At 48.0% G+C, this 16962-nt stretch carries 18 protein-coding genes and 1 pseudogene; 9 read left to right on the top strand and 10 right to left on the bottom strand.

Annotated elements, in window-relative coordinates:
• Positions 1–204: 204 nt before the first annotated feature.
• Positions 205–1155 (bottom strand): 2-hydroxyacid dehydrogenase, encoded by a 951-nt coding sequence (locus HMPREF3168_RS06445; protein ID WP_003612892.1) that lies wholly within the window; start codon positions 1153–1155, stop codon positions 205–207.
• A gap of 185 nt (positions 1156–1340) precedes the next feature.
• On the opposite strand from HMPREF3168_RS06445, the gene HMPREF3168_RS06440 reads away from it, so the two are divergent.
• The 3 genes from HMPREF3168_RS06440 to HMPREF3168_RS06430 are packed head-to-tail and all read left to right on the top strand — an operon-like array spanning position 1341 to position 5286.
• Complete coding sequence (locus HMPREF3168_RS06440) at positions 1341–1802, top strand: MarR family winged helix-turn-helix transcriptional regulator (protein ID WP_003612886.1); 462 nt, start codon at positions 1341–1343, stop codon at positions 1800–1802.
• On the top strand, positions 1802–3529 hold the full coding sequence (locus HMPREF3168_RS06435; RefSeq protein WP_070489232.1) for an ABC transporter ATP-binding protein: 1728 nt from the start codon (positions 1802–1804) through the stop codon (positions 3527–3529). Before HMPREF3168_RS06440 ends, HMPREF3168_RS06435 begins: the two co-directional genes overlap by 1 nt.
• On the top strand, positions 3529–5286 hold the full coding sequence (locus tag HMPREF3168_RS06430) for an ABC transporter ATP-binding protein (RefSeq protein WP_070489230.1): 1758 nt from the start codon (positions 3529–3531) through the stop codon (positions 5284–5286). Before HMPREF3168_RS06435 ends, HMPREF3168_RS06430 begins: the two co-directional genes overlap by 1 nt.
• A gap of 83 nt (positions 5287–5369) precedes the next feature.
• On the opposite strand, the gene HMPREF3168_RS06425 is transcribed toward HMPREF3168_RS06430, so the two are convergent.
• Together HMPREF3168_RS06425 and HMPREF3168_RS06420 are read right to left on the bottom strand one after the other, a co-directional pair.
• The gene (locus HMPREF3168_RS06425) at positions 5370–5678 is read right to left on the bottom strand and encodes a rhodanese-like domain-containing protein (RefSeq protein WP_070489227.1); all 309 of its coding nucleotides are present in this window, start codon (positions 5676–5678) and stop codon (positions 5370–5372) included.
• Positions 5679–5722: 44 nt separating this feature from the next.
• On the bottom strand, positions 5723–6115 hold the full coding sequence (locus tag HMPREF3168_RS06420; protein ID WP_070489225.1) for an RNase H family protein: 393 nt from the start codon (positions 6113–6115) through the stop codon (positions 5723–5725).
• A gap of 18 nt (positions 6116–6133) precedes the next feature.
• Here HMPREF3168_RS06420 and HMPREF3168_RS06415 point away from each other — a divergent pair, with 18 nt between their 5' ends.
• The 5 genes from HMPREF3168_RS06415 to HMPREF3168_RS06400 all read left to right on the top strand — a co-directional run bounded on the left by HMPREF3168_RS06415 (position 6134) and on the right by HMPREF3168_RS06400 (position 8575).
• Positions 6134–6517, top strand: a complete 384-nt coding sequence (locus HMPREF3168_RS06415; protein ID WP_070489223.1) for a hypothetical protein — start codon at positions 6134–6136, stop codon at positions 6515–6517.
• 78 nt (positions 6518–6595) lie between these two features.
• Positions 6596–7018: an ABC transporter ATP-binding protein gene (locus HMPREF3168_RS06410; RefSeq protein ID WP_246825697.1), complete on the top strand. Its 423-nt coding sequence runs from the start codon at positions 6596–6598 to the stop codon at positions 7016–7018.
• A gap of 57 nt (positions 7019–7075) precedes the next feature.
• Positions 7076–7330 carry an MATE family efflux transporter gene (locus tag HMPREF3168_RS09880; protein WP_083289600.1) on the top strand — a complete coding sequence of 85 codons (255 nt, stop codon included), beginning with the start codon at positions 7076–7078 and terminating at the stop codon, positions 7328–7330.
• An 89-nt stretch (positions 7331–7419) separates the two neighbouring features.
• A complete protein-coding gene (locus tag HMPREF3168_RS06405; RefSeq protein WP_083289599.1) occupies positions 7420–8085 on the top strand; it encodes an MATE family efflux transporter in 666 nt (221 codons plus the stop codon).
• Between the two features lie 46 nt (positions 8086–8131).
• Positions 8132–8575: a DUF1751 domain-containing protein gene (locus tag HMPREF3168_RS06400; RefSeq protein ID WP_070489221.1), complete on the top strand. Its 444-nt coding sequence runs from the start codon at positions 8132–8134 to the stop codon at positions 8573–8575.
• Between the two features lie 82 nt (positions 8576–8657).
• Here HMPREF3168_RS06400 and HMPREF3168_RS10480 read toward each other — a convergent pair.
• The 4 genes and pseudogenes from HMPREF3168_RS10480 to HMPREF3168_RS06380 all read right to left on the bottom strand — a co-directional run.
• Positions 8658–8955, bottom strand: a pseudogene (locus tag HMPREF3168_RS10480) (diguanylate cyclase); the annotation flags it as partial.
• Entirely contained in the window at positions 8946–10709 is a 1764-nt protein-coding gene (locus HMPREF3168_RS06390) for a hypothetical protein (RefSeq protein WP_070489251.1), read from the bottom strand. The gene HMPREF3168_RS06390 and the pseudogene HMPREF3168_RS10480, both read right to left, overlap by 10 nt.
• Positions 10710–11287: 578 nt before the next feature.
• Positions 11288–12817 carry a Rib/alpha-like domain-containing protein gene (locus tag HMPREF3168_RS06385; protein ID WP_070489217.1) on the bottom strand — a complete coding sequence of 510 codons (1530 nt, stop codon included), beginning with the start codon at positions 12815–12817 and terminating at the stop codon, positions 11288–11290.
• Positions 12818–12906: 89 nt separating this feature from the next.
• Entirely contained in the window at positions 12907–13758 is an 852-nt protein-coding gene (locus HMPREF3168_RS06380; RefSeq protein WP_070489215.1) for a LysR family transcriptional regulator, read from the bottom strand.
• A gap of 135 nt (positions 13759–13893) precedes the next feature.
• Here HMPREF3168_RS06380 and HMPREF3168_RS06375 point away from each other — a divergent pair, with 135 nt between their 5' ends.
• A complete protein-coding gene (locus tag HMPREF3168_RS06375; protein ID WP_003613049.1) occupies positions 13894–15348 on the top strand; it encodes a vinyl phenol reductase in 1455 nt (484 codons plus the stop codon).
• A 206-nt stretch (positions 15349–15554) separates the two neighbouring features.
• Here the strand turns inward: HMPREF3168_RS06375 and HMPREF3168_RS06370 are convergent, their stop codons facing one another.
• From HMPREF3168_RS06370 to HMPREF3168_RS06360, 3 genes are all read right to left on the bottom strand, one after another.
• Positions 15555–15788: a hypothetical protein gene (locus tag HMPREF3168_RS06370; RefSeq protein WP_003613056.1), complete on the bottom strand. Its 234-nt coding sequence runs from the start codon at positions 15786–15788 to the stop codon at positions 15555–15557.
• A 100-nt stretch (positions 15789–15888) separates the two neighbouring features.
• Positions 15889–16155 carry a GNAT family N-acetyltransferase gene (locus HMPREF3168_RS06365; RefSeq protein ID WP_003613046.1) on the bottom strand — a complete coding sequence of 89 codons (267 nt, stop codon included), beginning with the start codon at positions 16153–16155 and terminating at the stop codon, positions 15889–15891.
• 1 nt (position 16156) lies between these two features.
• Entirely contained in the window at positions 16157–16876 is a 720-nt protein-coding gene (locus HMPREF3168_RS06360) for an HAD family hydrolase (RefSeq protein WP_003613044.1), read from the bottom strand.
• Positions 16877–16962: the final 86 nt, after the last annotated feature.

The following is a 16962-nucleotide window of genomic DNA, read 5'->3' as shown; positions in this document are numbered from 1 at the left end:
TTTGAGCTGTAATACCCGCCCATAACTAAATATGGCGCTAAATCACGATGCGAATTGGAAACAGCATTCTTTGTTAGCGCATACATGTAGACTAACTTTTTGTAAAAAAACTGTAACAAGATGCGGCAAGACGCGAATAATACGAAAAAACGGCCAGCAACTGGATCTTTCCCAGCTACTGGCCGCTTTATCTATCTATTTATCTTACAGCATGGTCCGGATCTGCTGGCCGTTTAGCCAGGCAGTCACGTTTTCAAAAGCCATTTCCGCTCTTCTGTCAATTGATTCTTTCGTATCAAAACCGACATGCGGGCTGCAAACCAAATTCGGAACTCCGATGAGTGGATAATCAGCTGGCAGTGGCGGATCCTGGTCAAACACATCAAGCCCTGCCTTAATCCGTCCTTCTTTTAATGCTGCAGCCAACGCTTCAGTATCTACGACCGGACCTCTGGCCGTGTTGATCAGAATGGCCCCTTCCTTCATCTCTCCGATCTCTTTTTTACCGATCAAGCCCTTAGTTTCCGGAGTCAGCGGCGTATGAATGGAAACAATATCTGCCTCCCCCATCACTTCATCCAGTGACTTGTATTCCAGGCCCAGGTCAAGGGCGGCCGCCTTTTGACTACGGCTATAGCCGATCAGCTTGCAGCCAAAGGCTTTAAAAATCTCTGCTGTCCGGCAGCCAATCGCTCCAGTACCAACAATCCCAACAGTTTTGCCTGCCAGTTCATGTCCCTGGAGTCTGCCCTTGCCCTCACCAGCTTGCACAGCCTCATTGCCGGCACTGATATTTCTGAGGCAGTCCAAAGTCAAACCGATGGCCAATTCCGCCACCGCGTCGTTGCAATAGCCACCAGTGTTGGAGATCTTGATCTTTTTCTCCTTGCAGGCTTCCAGGTCAACATGGTCAATCCCGACAAAGGCAACTGAGATGAACTTCAAATTCTTATCTGCCCGGATCACTTCACCAGGCAAGGGGTGGTTGGCGATAATCAAGGCGTCCGCGCCCTCGCTCCGCTTCTTCAATTCTTCAGTATCCGTTGAAAAGCTGTCGTAAGCCGTAAATTCATGCCCCTGTTTGGTCAATTTTTCCGCCAGCTTGTCTAAACTCTCCTGGCTAATGCCCAGTGGCTCAAGCAATACAATCTTCATTATTTTCTCCTTACTTTCTACCTTACAAACACATAGACAGCGTAAGCGCCTATATCAAGAATATTATCGCATTTTTATTGTTTGCCTGACAAGGATAGAAATTACTTTAATTTTTTCAGCCTTTTTCTTGACATTAGTCTACACAGAGACTAAAATCTTAGGTATTGTCCACAAGGAGACTTTTTATGAACTTAAAAAAACACGAAAGCATTTCAGAATCAGTAACCCTGGCCAGCGTCCGGGCGACTTACGCGTATGAGCAATATGACAAGCTCATGGGAATCACCCAGTACGAGAGCATCATTCTATATGAGCTCTTCACCCACCCCCGCCTGTCACAAAAAGAGCTCGTCTATAGAAGCGGCATCCCCAAGCAATCCATCAGCAAGGGGATCCACAATCTAGCTGAGCTCGGCTACCTGGAAATCAGCTCTGCTGACCAGGACAAGCGGGTCAAGTACTGCGCCTTGACTGAGTCCGGGCTTGCCTATGCCCGGGAAAAAGAAGGTGAAATCCTGGCTATCGAGAAAAAGGTGATCGACAAGCTGGGCTTTGACCGGGCTGCTTTGGCCTGCCAGATTCTGGATGAGTGGTCTGATCTCCTCAGCAAGGAAATAGCTAACTTAAAGGAGGAAAAACAGAAATAATGAAAATTCTCTTGCCTTACTTCAAGCGATATAAAAAAGACGTTTTCCTGACTTTGATCACCATCGTCTTTTCAGCTTTTGCCACCCTCTACCAGCCCCGCCTGCTCCAGCAGGTGCAAAATGAACTACTGGCTGACCAGCAGCAGGCCGTCATCCGGGACACCGCGATTTTGATCGGCCTGGGCCTTTTATCCATTATTACCGGGGTCCTCAACGTTTACTACGCCTCCCGGATCACCCAGGGCGTGGTCAGCGACCTCAGAGAAGACACCTATGCCAAGATCCAGACTTTCTCTCTGGCCAATGTGCAGCAATTCTCCTCTGAATCGCTTAGTGTCCGCTTGATCAACGACATGCAGCAAATCATGAACATGATCATGACCATCTTCATGCAGCTGATCCGGATGCCTTTGATCCTCATCGGGTCAATCATCATGGCCATCGTCACCATCCCCCGCTACTGGTGGGCGGTTGTCGTCCTCCTGGCCTTGATCATGGGTCTGGGCGTTGTGGCAGTCAAGCAAATTACCACCATGTTCGACAAGTTCCAAATGTACATGGACAAAATCTCCGGCCGGACCGGGGAATTTTTGCAAGGGGTCCGGGTGGTAAAATCCTTCAACCAAAGTCCCCAGGAAATTGCCAAATTAAACAAGGATTCTGACGAATTAAACGAAGTCAACATCAAGGTCGGCTACTGGTTCTCCACCATCCTGCCTGGTGCCCAATTGATCTCCTACCTGGTCATCAGCTTAGTGGTCTACTTGATCGGGACCAGCATTCTCCAGCATCCCCAAGACGTTTCCGTCATCACTCCATACGTCAACTATGTTTTGACCATGCTCTTTGCCATCCTGCTGGTCGGCATGGCCGTCATGCAGATTTCCCGGGGTAACGTCTCCTTACGGCGGATCCAGGAAATCATGGACACCCAGCCAGACGTTGTCTTCAATGAAAAAGCCCCGGAAGACGCCTTGGGCGGTTCAATTGAATTTGATGACGTCTCCTTCACCTACCCAGATGGCCAGCAGCCCGTCTTAAAGCACATCTCCTTTGCTGTTGCACCAGGCCAAATGGTCGGTATCGTCGGGGCAACCGGGTCGGGCAAGTCGACCCTGGCCCAGCTGATCGCCCGCCTCTATGACCCAACAACTGGGAAGATCAAGATCGGCGGCAGCGACCTCCGCCAGGTTAATGAGAAGGCCCTCAGAAAGACGGTTTCCTATGTTCTGCAAAAGGCTGTTCTCTTCTCAGGAACCATTGCCGACAACCTCCGCCAAGGGAAAAAGGATGCTACTTCATATGAACTTGAACGGGCAGCGCAAATGGCCCAGGCCAGCGAATTCATCCAGCGCTACGATGAAACTTTTGACCATGAAGTTGAAGAAAGAAGTGCCAACTTATCCGGCGGGCAAAAGCAGCGTCTGTCTATTGCCCGGGGGATCATCGCCGGCAGCCCGATTTTGATTCTGGATGACTCAACTTCCGCCCTGGACGCAGAAAGCGAAAAGCTGGTCCAGGAAGCCCTGGAAAAGCAGCTGCCTGACACGACCACGATCATGATCGCGGAAAAGATCGTTTCTGTCATGCACGCGGACAAGATCCTGGTCCTCGATAACGGCCGCCTGGTTGCTGAAGGCACCCACGAGGAACTGCTCAAAACTTCCCCGGTTTACCAGGAAATCTATAAAACCCAGAAAGCCAAGGAAAGAAAGGAGGAACTTTAATGTCAGACAAGCAAAAGTCGCTTACTTATTTGACGAAATATCTGAAAAACTACAAAAAGCCGATCTTAATTTCAATTGCCTTCTATCTGATCGCGACCATCGCCCAGGTCATCGCTCCCTCCCTTTTGGGGCAGGCGGTTACGAACTTGTCGGCTTTTGTTAAGGGGCACGGCAGTCTTGGCGTCTTCTACCAGGCCTTAGCCTGGATGGCCGGCTTTTATGCCTTTAACTCCGTGGCCACCTACATTGCCTGGATGATGATGACCCGCTTTAACGCTAACGCCAACAACGACATGCGCAAGGGACTTTTCGGCAAGCTGCAGCGGATGACCATCCGTTACTTCGATACCCACCAGGACGGGCAGATCTTGTCCTTGTTCAACAGTGACCTGGACAACATCTTCAATGCTTTAAACAACGCCTTTTTTGAAATCATCTCCCAGTCCCTCCTTTTTGTCGGCACGATCATCGTTATGTTTGTCATCAACTGGAAGCTGGCCCTTAGTGTTGTAGCTACTACTCCTTTGATCTTGCTCTTAAGCTGGATCATTATGAAAAAAGCCCGCGTCTACCTGGACAATCAGCAAGACCGGGTTGGTGAGCTTAATGCCTACATCAACGAACAGCTCAACGGGGAAAACGTGATCATCACCCAGGGCCTCAGGGACCAGTCAGTTGCCGGTTTTAAAAAGGAAAACGCCAAGGTGCGGGAAGCCATGTTTAAGGGGCAATTCTACTCTGGTATCCTTAACCCCTTAGTTACCGGCTTCTCCCTCTTGAACTTCGCGATCGTGATCGCCACTGGCGCTTACATGATTATGACCAAGCAAGTCAGCCAGGCGGCTGGTCTGGGCTTGATCGTGACTTTCACAGAATATTCCTGGACTTACTTCCAGCCGCTGACTCAAGTAACTTCCATCTACTCCATGCTGCAGCTCGCCTTGACCGGTGCCAGACGGCTTGAGACGGTTGAAGAGCAGGAAGAAGAAAACACGGTGCCAGATGGCAAGACTATCTCAGGCGTAAATGACGCTGTCCGCCTGGAAGATGTGCACTTTGGCTACACTCCAGACAAGGAAATCCTGCACGGGGTATCAATTGAGGTGCCTAAGGGGCAGTCGGTCGCTGTTGTTGGCCCGACCGGGTCTGGTAAGACGACGATAATGAACTTGATCAACCGTTTCTATGACGTAAACAGCGGGGCAGTTACTTTTGACGGAGTCGACGTCCGGGACCTGCAGCTGGAGAATCTGCGCCAGAACGTCGGCATCGTTTTGCAAGACTCAGTCCTCTTCTCTGGAACAGTAGCTGACAACATCCGCTATGGCAAGCCGGAAGCTTCAATGGATGAAGTTATTGCCGCAGCTAAGGAAGCTCAGCTGCACGACTTTGTCATGACCCTGCCAGAGCAATATGACACGCCGATTGAGAATGGCCAGGCCAATTTCTCTACCGGGCAAAAGCAGCTTTTGTCAATTGCCAGAACCATTCTGGTCGACCCGGCCTTCTTGATCCTGGATGAAGCAACCAGCAACGTCGACACGGTTACGGAAGAAAAGATCCAAAAGGCCATGGACAACGTGATTGCTGGCCGGACCAGCTTCGTGATCGCCCACCGTTTGAAGACGATTTTGAACTCAGACAAGATTGTCGTATTAAAGGACGGCCAAGTCATTGAAGAAGGACCGCACGCCGACTTGATCAAGAAGCGCGGCTTCTACTACAAGCTCTACACCAGCCAGATGGCTTTTGAATAAGAGAAACATGCAAAAAGGACACCTGTCACGAATAGTGATGGGTGTCCTTTTCTTATCTAATTTTTTGATACTTGATCAGTACTTTATTCAGTCTTACCGCTATAGTTGGCAATCCCGCCAATGTTTTGGACTTTCCTGTAGCCTGCCTGCTTAAGCCAGGCAACTGCTTGGCCGCTCCGGTTACCGCTGCGGCAATAGACAAAGAGCGGGGTATCGAGGTCTGTGATCTCGCCTTGGGCGGACTCGATCTTGCTCAAGGGGATGTTGATGCTGGCCGGGATGTGCCCTGCTGCATACTCATCCTCTTCTCTGACGTCGATCAGTTTAGCCCGCGGCGTTTTCTGGTATTCTTCAACGCCGGCGTTAATGTCATTTGCTTGAAATAGGCTCATGTGTTCCTCCTTAAATTTGCATTAATATATTGGATTATAGCATATCATTCATCCATGCGCTTTATCAGCAAGCTGTCAACAAAGTCGCTGCCAGCATCACTGACAGTGCTTCTTAACCATGCAAATTTCAGCTTGGAGCTATCTAACTTGGCCAGCTCCCGGTCAATGTCCTGCCAGAGTTCCTGGTTGACTACCGGCTTTCCGTTAGCCGTCTTCCAGTCCCGCTTTTTCCAGCTCTTCATCCAGGCTGGGCCATCTTTTGTGTCGCTAACCGACTTGATAACGTACTGGGAGTTCAAGACAAACAGCAAAGGCTGCTGGGTCAGACCCAACTGTTCCAGCTTCTTCAAGCTTTCCAGAAAAGCAGTCATTTCTATTTCGTTATTGGTGGCGCCCAAACGGCCGGCACTATCAGCAAGCTGCTTACCCTGCCGCAAGCTTGGAGAAATGGCCTGGTGGGCGACAGCATCCCTGCTTTAATCACTGAGCTATGCCTGCTCCTGATCCAGCTGGAGCTCAGCTTGCTGATGATCGCGGCTGAATTGATCACTCTCATCAATTTGACCTACAGCTATTTTGAATTCAACACCCAGACGCAATTTATCTTATCAATTTTTGAGTTGCTGATCTTATTCGATGCCCGCTTGTACACAAATCTTTTTGATGACGAAGCAGAATCTTTTACTATCAAAGATTATTGGAGCTATTTTGACAAGTCAGACCAGACTTGGCTTGTCATCTATGTTTCTTCTCTGTTTGTCCCCTTCATCTCCGCCAAATTAACCGGCCTGCCGCCCTACCCGACTTTCGCGGAACTTGACCAGTTATTTCCTTTCTAGGAGTATGCGGCCAGTACTTTTTACCAGCTGATAAATGCTATAATTCATATAGTAATTTTACACACTCTGGAGGAAACTATGACTACAGTATTTTTTCTTTTAGTTGGGGGCAGTTTGGCTATATTGTTGGTCGACCTGGTCATTTTGCTGAAAGCCAGAAAGAAATTGGCTACTGGCAGCAAAGAAGCAGCTGCACCTTACGACAATTTCTCCAAGCTAACCCTTTCTGCCTTTGCAATCCAAATTCTGCTCAACATGGTCTACTTGTGGAACTACTGGAGCTCAGCTTTTTCCGCCACTGCCTTGACCGCCCTCCTCCTTTTTGCCGGCAATCTATTGCTGGAATTCGTCATCTTCTGCGATGACTTCTTAACAGATGCCAGATACAAGAGCCTGTGGGCCTATTTCAAGAGTCTGAAGAAGAGGCAGCAGTTTTGGCTCATCGCAGTTGTCGTGATCACTGCCTTTGCCGGCCTGATCAATTTCTTCCCGTCTCCTTAATTGCCCTCCCTGCTATAGCAGGGATTTTTTGTCGAAAAAGTAATCTGAGAGTAATCCATGTCCAAAAACAAATCTACCATTGATCTGACCTCTGGCCGCATCAGCCTTGGTCTGGTCAAATTTGCCCTGCCCCTGATGGCCGGCAACGTTCTCCAGCAGTGTTACAACTTAACAGACACTTTGGTCGTTGGCCGCTTTATTGGTAAAAATGCCTTAGCTGCTGTCGGCTCAGCCTATACCTTAATGATCTTTCTGACCTCCATCATTCTTGGTCTCAGCATGGGCTGCGGAGCCTTTTTGTCTCAGCCTTAGCCACCGTCATTTCCCAGTACTTTGCTGGCCTATGTTTAACCATCTATGCCTGGCGGCATTTTCCCCAGCTCTGTTTTAAAAAAACGGCCATGGTCTACGACCAAGCTATCAGTAAGAGCATCCTATCTTTAGCCGGCTTGACAGCCCTGCAGCAATCGATCATGAACCTGGGCATGGGCATGGGCATCCTCATGGTGCAGGGCCGGATTAATTCTTTTGGCGTTAATGTCATGGCTGCATTTAGCTCAGCCGTTAAGATCGATACCCTGGCTTACTCGCCTGTCCAGGATTTTGGCAATGCCTATTTCACCTTCGTCGCGCAAAACTATGGTGCCCAGCAGGCAGACCGGATCAAGCAAGGAAACCGGCAGGCCAGCTGGTGGATTCTGGCCTTCTGCCTGGTCATCAGCAGTCTGGTTGTCTTTTGGGCCAAGCCCTTGCTGGCCCTCTTTAGCAGTGACCCGGAAGTAATTCAGATCGGTATTGGCTACTTGCGGATCGAAGGCAGCTTCTATGCCTTGATTGGTTTCTTATTTATGTTCTATGGCTACTTCCGGGCAATTGATGAGCCAATGATCTCTGTTGTTTTGACGATCTTTTCCTTATGTACCCGGGTTCTTTTGGCCTACCTCTTGTCCGTGGTTCCGTCAATCGGCTATATCGGAATTTGGGCCAGCATCCCAATCGGCTGGGCCCTGGCCGACTTAGCCGGGCTTTACTACCTGCACAAGAAGGCAGTTAAGCCAGCTGACTGATTTTTCGATAATTCAGAAATTCTGTTAATAATATGAGGAGTTAAATATGCATATTGTTTTTACTATTATTTCCATCATCGGCCTGCTTTTAGCCATCACCTGCCTGGCCTTACTGGCCAATACCCGAAAGCTTTTGACCGGCGGAACAGATATTGACCAATTCTGGCCAAAACGCCGGCGCTTTATGTATTGGACCAACACTTTCATGTTAATTCCAAACGCAATCTATCTGTTTCTTACAATTGCCAGTTACTTTTCAGCGGACTTTGAGCCATCCTTGCTGCTCACCTTTTCTACCATGGCCATGGATCTTTTAATTGGCATCAGCATTATCTTCACTGACTATTTCATCACTGACGAGAAGATCAGCTTCAAGGATTTCTGGTCCGGCAGCAAGACTAGCACGAAGGTCTACTCGATCAGCTTGATTCTCCTTGTTATTTTGACTGTAATCTTAAACCTGCTCATCCATGCCTGGGGCCTGGACTAAAAAATACCCGCCAGCTTGCTAAAAACAAGTCAGCGGGTATTTTATTTTTTGAGGAAAAATTGACAAAATCAGCTAAGCAGTTTCATTTATTCAACGATGCCGAAGCCGCAGTCCAGGCGATTTGTTCGCTAGCCACCAGGGTCATTTGCAGGAAACCAGTTGCTTCCAGTTCTCTTGCCCGCTTCAAGGCGCCGGCGTCAAATACCCGCAAAGGGCTCTCCCTTGATGGTCACCTTCGCTTCCTGGTCATCGCTAGCCAGAAGAACCGTGGTTGGCAGGTCGCCAATTTTTCCGCTTTGCAGAGTTGCGGCAAAAGTCGTGTTGAAGCCCTTGACTACCTTGGAGTCAGGTAGCCAGGACTGGAGCAAGCTTATTCTGGATCTTTGCTCTTTTTGATCATGTCTAAAATGGCCTGCATGGCTTTGGCTCTTTGTACTTGCTCACCATGGATGTCTAGATTGGAATTCCATTCATCAGTCGTCCAGCCCTTAAGGACATAGACGTGCCGGTTCTTGTCATAGTTGCGGATCAGTTCTAAAACATTATCTTCAATTTCTTTGTTAAGCGTTTTGCCGCCATTAGCCAGCAGCTGGCGGAACTCCTCTTTAGGAATTGGGTCAGCTTCCTGGAAGCCACTCTTGCTAGTCCAGAGGAAGTGGTCAACGATCTTTCTGGCCAAGTCTTTGCTTTCCAGGCTGACAATCTTGGCATCCCTGCTCCCTAATTGGGTAAAGTAGGCTAGCATGTCCAGCTCTTCCTTCTCCTGCTGGTGACCGGTATAAGCCAGCATATCTTCCGGCTCCCAGTATACATTCGCGTACTCGCTAAAGTAGACATTGTAGACGCCTTCCAGTGATTTTAAGCCATCTGGACCCAGCAGGTCTGCATCCACAAGTATCCGTTCAAATTCTAAGTCGATCCCGTTTTTAAAAAGCTCATGCTGTTCAAAAACATAGTAAGGCACTTTTTCCCGGCGAACCAGTTCAGCAAAATCGATGAATTCATCGTCGCTGATGTCAGGGTAATGATTTTTGTCTTTAATATCTTCGTAAATCTGAGCGAGGTCAACGAGTTCTATTACACCGTAGAGGTTGACGGCTGCTTGGAAGAATTTGTGCAAGAAGTCCAGCTTATCGGTATCAAAGCCGGCATCTGCATACCGCTTCTTCATGGTCTTGTCGAGCAGGCGCTTTGGGTAGCTGGCTTTTTTGCGCATTGCGGCGTGTGGGTGGGTATCACTAGCTAAGTCTAAAAGCGCCTGGCCAAGTTGCTGAAGGTGATCAGTTAAGACATCGTCTTCATCTAAATCGAAAAGGTCGTTATCATCTTTATAAAAAGAATCGTCGAAAAAATCATTCTCTGTGATGTCTTCCTTAGGGATCCCCATCATCTTTCCATATGTATAGCCGCCAAGGCCCCAGCAAGGGAGGTCGTAAAGTGCCCGCTTCATCAAGGTGCAGATTTCTTGGAATGTGTGCTTGCCGTAGTCAAGGCGGTAGAATAGGGAGAGATTTTCAAATTCTTCAGAAGCTGCCTCCAAATTACCTGGGCTGGTTTGGTAGGCATAGGTCACTAACTTGGTGATTTCGTTTATGCCAGTGTCGTTTGGATAGATCTGACTTTCCACCTGATCAAGCGGTTTGCCAAAGGCCTTCAGCTCTGCCAGAATTTTTTGGAAAGCCCGGTCGTCGGCTGTTTCTTGGTGCTCGGCAAAGTCGCGGAGGTCATCAGGAGTTAAGTAGAACTTGCTGCTGAATTCGCAGAGGTCCATGTAGAGGTACCAGATTTCATGAATACTGTCTTCTTTCCAGGCGACACTTTCATGAACCAATAGTGGGCTGGTTAAGGGGATGCCAGAATCATTGAAGTACTTGTTTATGATTTCTGGACTGAAAATAGCGTAATGCTCAAGCAATTTACTGCCTGTGACTTCGCCGAAAGTGAGGAATTGGTCAAATGTGATTTCCGGGTAGTCATGGTTCTGCCTTTTGATGTCTTTGTACAAACCGTACAGGTCTTCAAGGGAGATGATCCCGTATGCATTAACCGCGCCGGTATAGAACTGGAGAAGGAAATCTATCGACTCTTCTGACAGGCCGATTTTCTTGAGTTTAGTGATTGCTGATTTTTGCATGGTCATGCTCCCCCTTTTTGTAAAATACGTTATTGCGTCTAAGACTATTTTACCCGATTTGGTGAGGAAATGTGATGAGCTAGAATTCGAGGGACAAAAATAATCCAGTCCGAAAGTGGACTGGATTATTGGGCTTATTTGACATTGACAATGAAGTTGTCGGTGTCGTAGCGACCACCGTCTGGGAACTTAATAGTCAAGTAGTCTTCATATTTCCCTGGATCCAATGTATATCTAGATCTCAAAGAACCATGGAAGTATATACAGTACCCTTAGGTAATGTAGAAGCCTTAGCTAAAAAGAAACTTGAAAACTGTATAATTTTGTCCTCTCACATATTATTAGATCATTACACACCTCACTTTTTGTCCTAAATGCTGTATTTATCAAATTAGTTTTTTGCAAAACGATCATCTGTTTATTTCGGACGATTTTATTAGCCATTAAAGCTTATCACAGCGCCAATTATAGCCAATTCAGAAAATATCTAGAAAAAACAAAAAGTATGATCCCGGGTATACATATCGGGATCATACTTTAACAAGCTTAACTAATTTGCTACACTCATTACACCACTATTATTTCTTCTTGTGTGCGACTTTTAAAGACTTCTGATAAGCCGTATAAGCCTTTGCTAATTGCTGGTTGACTGCCTTGAGCTTTTTTACCTTAGCATTAGCCGCATCATAGGTCTTTTTACTGCTGGTTACATTTCCTTGCGCAACATTGACCTCTGACTTATCAGCCTTGATTTGTTCATAAGCAGCCTTTGCCGTGTTCATAGTCGACTCATAAGAAGCAACATAACTATTGAGAGCAGCTTCAAATTCCTCAACACTCACTTGCGTCCCCGATTCGCTAGTTAAAATCTTTCCTCTGCCAAAATCTGCCGCACTTGTTCCCGTACTTTGATCAAGAACCAAACCAACATACTCATAATCGCCCATGCAGTTCGTATAGTGACCAGTCACACCACTGCCGTGAGCATCATAAATCGCCTTTTCTTCAGTGTACCAACCAGTTAATGGATCACTGTAGCCCCAAGCCAAATTCTCAGCACGGGAAGCATACACTTCAGTAGGAGCGTTCCTAAAATATGTATGATTCATCGTGCTATCTGAGATAAAACCAGAGATGCTTGCATAGATCATGAGATCATAGTCGACCCCTAGAGCATTATGATTGGAAAAATTGTTGTCCAATGCTCGGAGACTGTTCAGCTCTTTGATCAAAGTAACATCTTTCTTTAAATTGCTTGTCGACAGAAAACTCTTAACTGAATCATCCAGTCCATTAACGTAGCCGGCCAATACAGCAACGTTTGCCATGCCAGCTTTTGAGTCTTGGTAAAAATTAGCCGTTGCCTTGCTCATAATAAAATCATAGCCAGCTGCATCATAGGCACTTGAAGCCTCATCATAACTTGCTTTAGTAGCGGAAACCTTGTTATTGTAGCTAGTTACAGCATCCATATAAGCCTGGTTGGCACTATCTAAAGCCGCCTTCTTTTGGCTCAAGTCGTTTTGCGCAGCTTCTAATGAACCAAGCTCTGCAGCTTGCTTCTTGTACTTTTCATAAGTAGCCTTAGCTGGATTATAAGCCGCCTTCTTCGCGGTTGCCTTGATCTTGACATTCTTGACCTTGTCTTTTGACTTGTCAGGATAAGTCACGATCACGCTGACCGTATAAGTGCCAGCCTTCTTCAAGTTTGGCTTTGGTGAAAAAGCATACTTAGCCTTAGCTGGCAACTTGCTGGCGTTAGTGATGATACTCTTGGCTGAAAGCTTGCTGCCAGCCTTGACAGTTACGCTCTTAGCCTTTGGCGTGTATTTTTGCGCGTTTGTCTTCTTTACTGCCTTCTTTTTAGCAACCTTCTTCACCGGCTTCTTAGAAGCTTTCTTCTTAGCTACTTTCTTAGTTGCCTTCTTTTTGGTACTCTTTTTGGCCTTCTTTGCCTTTTTAGTACTCTTCTTTGTAGACTTCTTAGCCTTCTTGGTAGCCTTCTTTGCAGCCATGGCAGTTGGAGCAGCTTCTACTGTAGGTACAGCAGCGCCCAAAAGAGCCAGGGCAACAGAAACCTTACTGATGGCTTTCAGCTTTTTACCCATAATTTTGTCCTCTCACATATTATTAGATCATTACACACTTTAATTTTTGCCCTAAACGCTATATTTGTCAAATAGCTTTTACCCCACGATTACTCAAAGCTGGCAAGCAGCTTCTTAATCAGTGAAAGCTTGTCGCTATGCGGATTATAAATGACCTTGATCTTGTACCGGCTCCTCTCCTGCATCCCCGCCAATGGTAAATATCTTATATGCTCCCTGTCCGTCAGCACATACTCAAATAATCCCTTAGGATAAAAAGCCACCGCCTTGTTCAAGGAAACCAGCATCTGCATCTGCTCAATGTTGGAAATATGCGCGCAGCTGGCTTGACATTCCTCTGGCAAGGTCGACAAAAAAGCCTGCCGCAGGTAATTCGAATTCTCCTCCGGCATATAATACAAAACCGGCAGGTTGCCAATCTCCGTAAGGGGAAATTCCTCCAGCTTGCTAAGCGGATTCAAATCGCTGACGCCCATGATCATTTCATTTTCATACACGTCTGCACTGGCTAAATCCGGCTCAGTAACCACCAGGCCATTGGCTATATCGCTCAGCAAGTGATCGATACTTTCATGCACTATGCTCAGCTGCATCTTTTTATCTAAGAAGCCGTACAGCTTCTCCCGCAGCAAGGCCCCGTCAAATGGCGAAAAATAGCCGCAAATCAGCCGTTGCTTGGTCGTTGACTCGTAGCGCAAAGCACTAACGTTCACGCTAAACTTCTGCAGCATATTCCTGACATATATGTAAAAGTCCCGGCCTACCGGGGTGACAAAAATCTTGTTCTTCTCTCGGTCAAAGAGCTTCAGCCCCAGCTCATCCTCCAGCTTCTTCATCATCTGCGATACCGCCCTTTGCGAGACAAACTCACTCTCCGCCGCCTTCTGAAAGCTGCCCTCTTCAACTACCTTGCAGAACATCTTCAGCTTTTCAAAATCCATCGTCTCACCTTTTCTAAAATCTGCCCGAACTATCTGCTTCGCCTGTGCAACCGTTTACTCTCTATTACTCTAACCCTAAATCCCTTATAGTTTCAAGTGTAAGTAATCTTAAGTAGTTTTTGTAAGGAGAAAATAATGACAATTGCAGCTAAAGACAAGTATGATGTAGTAGTTGTTGGTTCGGGTGCGGCAGGTCAAGCCGCTGCCTTGACTGCCCAGGAAAACGGCGCCAGCGTCCTCTTATTGGAAAAAGGCCGCACTACCGGCGGTAGCGCCAACTACAGTGAAGGGATCTTCGCCGTTGGCTCCTACCTGCAAAAGGAAAAAGGGATCGAAGTCTCCGGTACTGACGTTTTGAAGGAAGAAGTCGAATATTCTAAGTACGAGGCTGACTCCAGAATCTGGCGCAAGTACGTTGACACCAGCGCAGAAAACGTTCAATGGCTGGCCAACGAAGGCGTTGTTTTTGAACGCGTGCAAGCCATGGGGGCCGGGGAAGCAACTTGGCACATCTACGAAGGCTTCGGCTACGGCGCCATCCACAAGGCTCTGGAACCGAAATTCCTCAAGCTGGGCGGGGAACTTTTAACTTCTACCGCGGCTGTTGCCTTGAAGCTGAACGAAGACGGCAGCAAGACCATCACGCTTAGAAATGAAGCTGACGGTACTACTGAAGACGTTACGACCAAGGTTGTCGTTCTGGCAGCTGGCGGTTACCTCAACAACAAGGAAATGATGGCCGAAGGAACTGACTACGACTTGAGCCGGATGATCCCTGTTTCAAGCGGCAAGGGTACTGGTGACGGCCTTCGCCTGGGCTGGAGCGTTGGGGGACGCAAGTACGGCACCGGCATGGCCATGCTCTTTGGCGGCTACTTGGATGACCCAGATCAGCCTTACTTCAAGATGATGTCCAGCCAGATGAACGTCGCTGCCGGCCAGCAACCCCTTCTCTGGGTCAATGAAGATGGTGAACGCTTCGTTGACGAATCCGTCATTTACAACTTCAGCTACGCTGGCAATGCTCTCTACACCCAAAATGAAGTCTACAGCATTTTGGACACCGGCGTGATTGAAAAGATGGCTAAGGACGGCAACTACATGGGTCTGGGCGTTTACGTTGAACGCGGCGACAAGATGGACAAGCTGGCCGCTGAAATCGACCAAGCGGTTGCTGACAAGAAACCATTCATCTTTAAAGCGGACACGATTGAAGAACTGGCTGAAAAGGCTGGCCTGCCAAAGGACCAATTGACTGAAACCATTTCTCGCTACAACGGCTTTGCCGCTAAGGGTGAAGACGAAGACTTCGGCAAGGATGCTGACTACCTGGTTGCTGTTGAAAAAGGCCCATTCTACGCCTTCAAGCTGAATATCGGCGCCTTCTGCACCATGGGCGGTTTAAAGGTCAACGTCAACAATGAAGTTGAAGACGAAAAGGGCAAGGTAATTCCTGGTCTTTACGCGGCCGGCAACGACGCCAGCGGCTTAACCGGCGACACTTACGGCCCGAACATGCCTGGTACCTGCGCTGGCTACGCCTTTTACTCCGGCAGAAACGCTGCCCTTGACGCGCAAAAGTATCTGTAAACACACTAAAAGACTGCCTTCTGGCAGCCTTTTTTCGTTTAGTCGCTCATTTCCTGCTTCTTTGCCTAATTTTTGGCCAAAAAGCCACTAGGAGCAAAACCGAAGCGGCAAGCCCGCTGATCAAGCTTCCCAGTTTCAGCTTCAGGATTGTGTAGGTTAACTAGATCTTGTTGACGCCTGGCTGAAGAAGATCCCGGCCATGAAGATCAAGATAAAGATGCCGAGATAAGAGTAGCGGGACCAGTAGCTGTCGACCAGCTTGAAGAGTGAAAAGAGTAAGCAAAGAGATCGAGGTACTGGATATTGGCATCCGCCCCGGCAACCGACTTGAGGCCAAATGGCGCGTAGCCGAAGGCCGCGAAGATCAGCATGGTGACCAGGAAGCTGGCCGCAAAGGCGATGGCTGGCCTAGATTTTAGGACTTTTTTGACAAGATTCACGCTTTCTTCCCCTTCAATCTGGATTCAAGTTAAAATTATACCATCTTAAAGCAAAAGAGCATCCCTGCCCCGCAAATTCGCGGAGGGGATGCTCTTTCGATTACCGTAAATCCTCATAGCCCGGCTTGGTTAAGACCTTAGCCGCGTAAGAACAAGTCGCCCGCAGTCTGGCCCTCTTCTCCCGGGCAGCAGAAGCAACGGTATCAACCAACTTCCGGCCCAGGCCTTGTCCGCCATAGGCTGGATCTACCTTAGTCGTTGTGATGATCCAGTGATCACCCTTATCTTCATATACGCACTGGCCAATCAGCTTGCCGTCATCATATACCGCGGCCCGCTTTTGCTCTTCTTCAAACTTGATTTCCATCTTATTCACCTAAGATTGCTTCTTCCAGCTTTTCAGCTGTATCCACGATCACAGTTGCCCCGTGTTTTTGCAAAAATGGCACGCTTCTAAAGCCCCAATTTACCGCGATTTCGTCCATTTCAGAATTCCGCGCGGTTTGGATGTCAATTTCAGAGTCGCCGATGTAGACGCACTTGTCTCTTGGCACGCCCAAGACCTTGACGCACTCACTAGTCATGTCCGGAGCTGGTTTGCGGCGGATCCCGCTTCTTTCACCCAAGGCAAAGTCGAAGCTGCCCGGGAAAAGTTCTTCGACCAGGACCTGGACGGCTTCATTTGGCTTGTTGGAAACGACAGCCAGCTTGACGCCTTTTTGCCGGAGATTTTTCATCAAATCCAAGATGCCTGGGAAGGGACCAGTCTTAATCTGGCAATGGTCAGCGTAATAAGGCTTGAAAACTTCCAGGACCCGGTTAACTTCTGCTTGGGTAACGGCTTCTGGGATCTGTTCATCCTTGGTGCCAAAGGCGACCAGACTTTCCCGGCTGCTGCCAGCTTCATAGGCCAGGGCCCGGGTGACCGCCACCACGACCCCGCTGCCAAAGAAGTTCTTGATGTCTTCAACGGTAAAGTCATGCCGGTGGCCGGTTTGTTCAAACGCGTAGTTCAATGCACTTGTTAAGTCGGTGCTCGTGTCTAAGATTGTGCCGTCCATGTCAAAAATCGCGGCTTTATATTTCATCAGTTTCACCTCGCTTTCATTATAACATCTGGCAGAAAAAATAGGCCTGCCCATATAGACAATGTCATTAAGTTAAGGGATTGACA

The organism is Lactobacillus sp. HMSC08B12, from assembly GCF_001808415.1.
GTDB lineage: Bacteria > Bacillota > Bacilli > Lactobacillales > Lactobacillaceae > Lactobacillus > Lactobacillus delbrueckii.
The sequence above is the reverse complement of the archived record's forward strand: the minus strand, read 5'-3'. Positions and strand labels throughout refer to the sequence as shown.

Coding starts and splice junctions, on each gene's coding strand:
- HMPREF3168_RS06445 (WP_003612892.1), bottom strand. CDS start 1,155: ATGAAGATTGTATTGCTTGAGCCACTGGGCATTAGCCAGGAGAGTTTA.
- HMPREF3168_RS06440 (WP_003612886.1), top strand. CDS start 1,341: ATGAACTTAAAAAAACACGAAAGCATTTCAGAATCAGTAACCCTGGCC.
- HMPREF3168_RS06435 (WP_070489232.1), top strand. CDS start 1,802: ATGAAAATTCTCTTGCCTTACTTCAAGCGATATAAAAAAGACGTTTTC.
- HMPREF3168_RS06430 (WP_070489230.1), top strand. CDS start 3,529: ATGTCAGACAAGCAAAAGTCGCTTACTTATTTGACGAAATATCTGAAA.
- HMPREF3168_RS06425 (WP_070489227.1), bottom strand. CDS start 5,678: ATGAGCCTATTTCAAGCAAATGACATTAACGCCGGCGTTGAAGAATAC.
- HMPREF3168_RS06410 (WP_246825697.1), top strand. CDS start 6,596: ATGACTACAGTATTTTTTCTTTTAGTTGGGGGCAGTTTGGCTATATTG.
- HMPREF3168_RS09880 (WP_083289600.1), top strand. CDS start 7,076: ATGTCCAAAAACAAATCTACCATTGATCTGACCTCTGGCCGCATCAGC.
- HMPREF3168_RS06405 (WP_083289599.1), top strand. CDS start 7,420: ATGGTCTACGACCAAGCTATCAGTAAGAGCATCCTATCTTTAGCCGGC.
- HMPREF3168_RS06400 (WP_070489221.1), top strand. CDS start 8,132: ATGCATATTGTTTTTACTATTATTTCCATCATCGGCCTGCTTTTAGCC.
- HMPREF3168_RS06390 (WP_070489251.1), bottom strand. CDS start 10,709: ATGCAAAAATCAGCAATCACTAAACTCAAGAAAATCGGCCTGTCAGAA.
- HMPREF3168_RS06385 (WP_070489217.1), bottom strand. CDS start 12,817: ATGGGTAAAAAGCTGAAAGCCATCAGTAAGGTTTCTGTTGCCCTGGCT.
- HMPREF3168_RS06380 (WP_070489215.1), bottom strand. CDS start 13,758: ATGGATTTTGAAAAGCTGAAGATGTTCTGCAAGGTAGTTGAAGAGGGC.
- HMPREF3168_RS06375 (WP_003613049.1), top strand. CDS start 13,894: ATGACAATTGCAGCTAAAGACAAGTATGATGTAGTAGTTGTTGGTTCG.
- HMPREF3168_RS06365 (WP_003613046.1), bottom strand. CDS start 16,155: ATGGAAATCAAGTTTGAAGAAGAGCAAAAGCGGGCCGCGGTATATGAT.
- HMPREF3168_RS06360 (WP_003613044.1), bottom strand. CDS start 16,876: ATGAAATATAAAGCCGCGATTTTTGACATGGACGGCACAATCTTAGAC.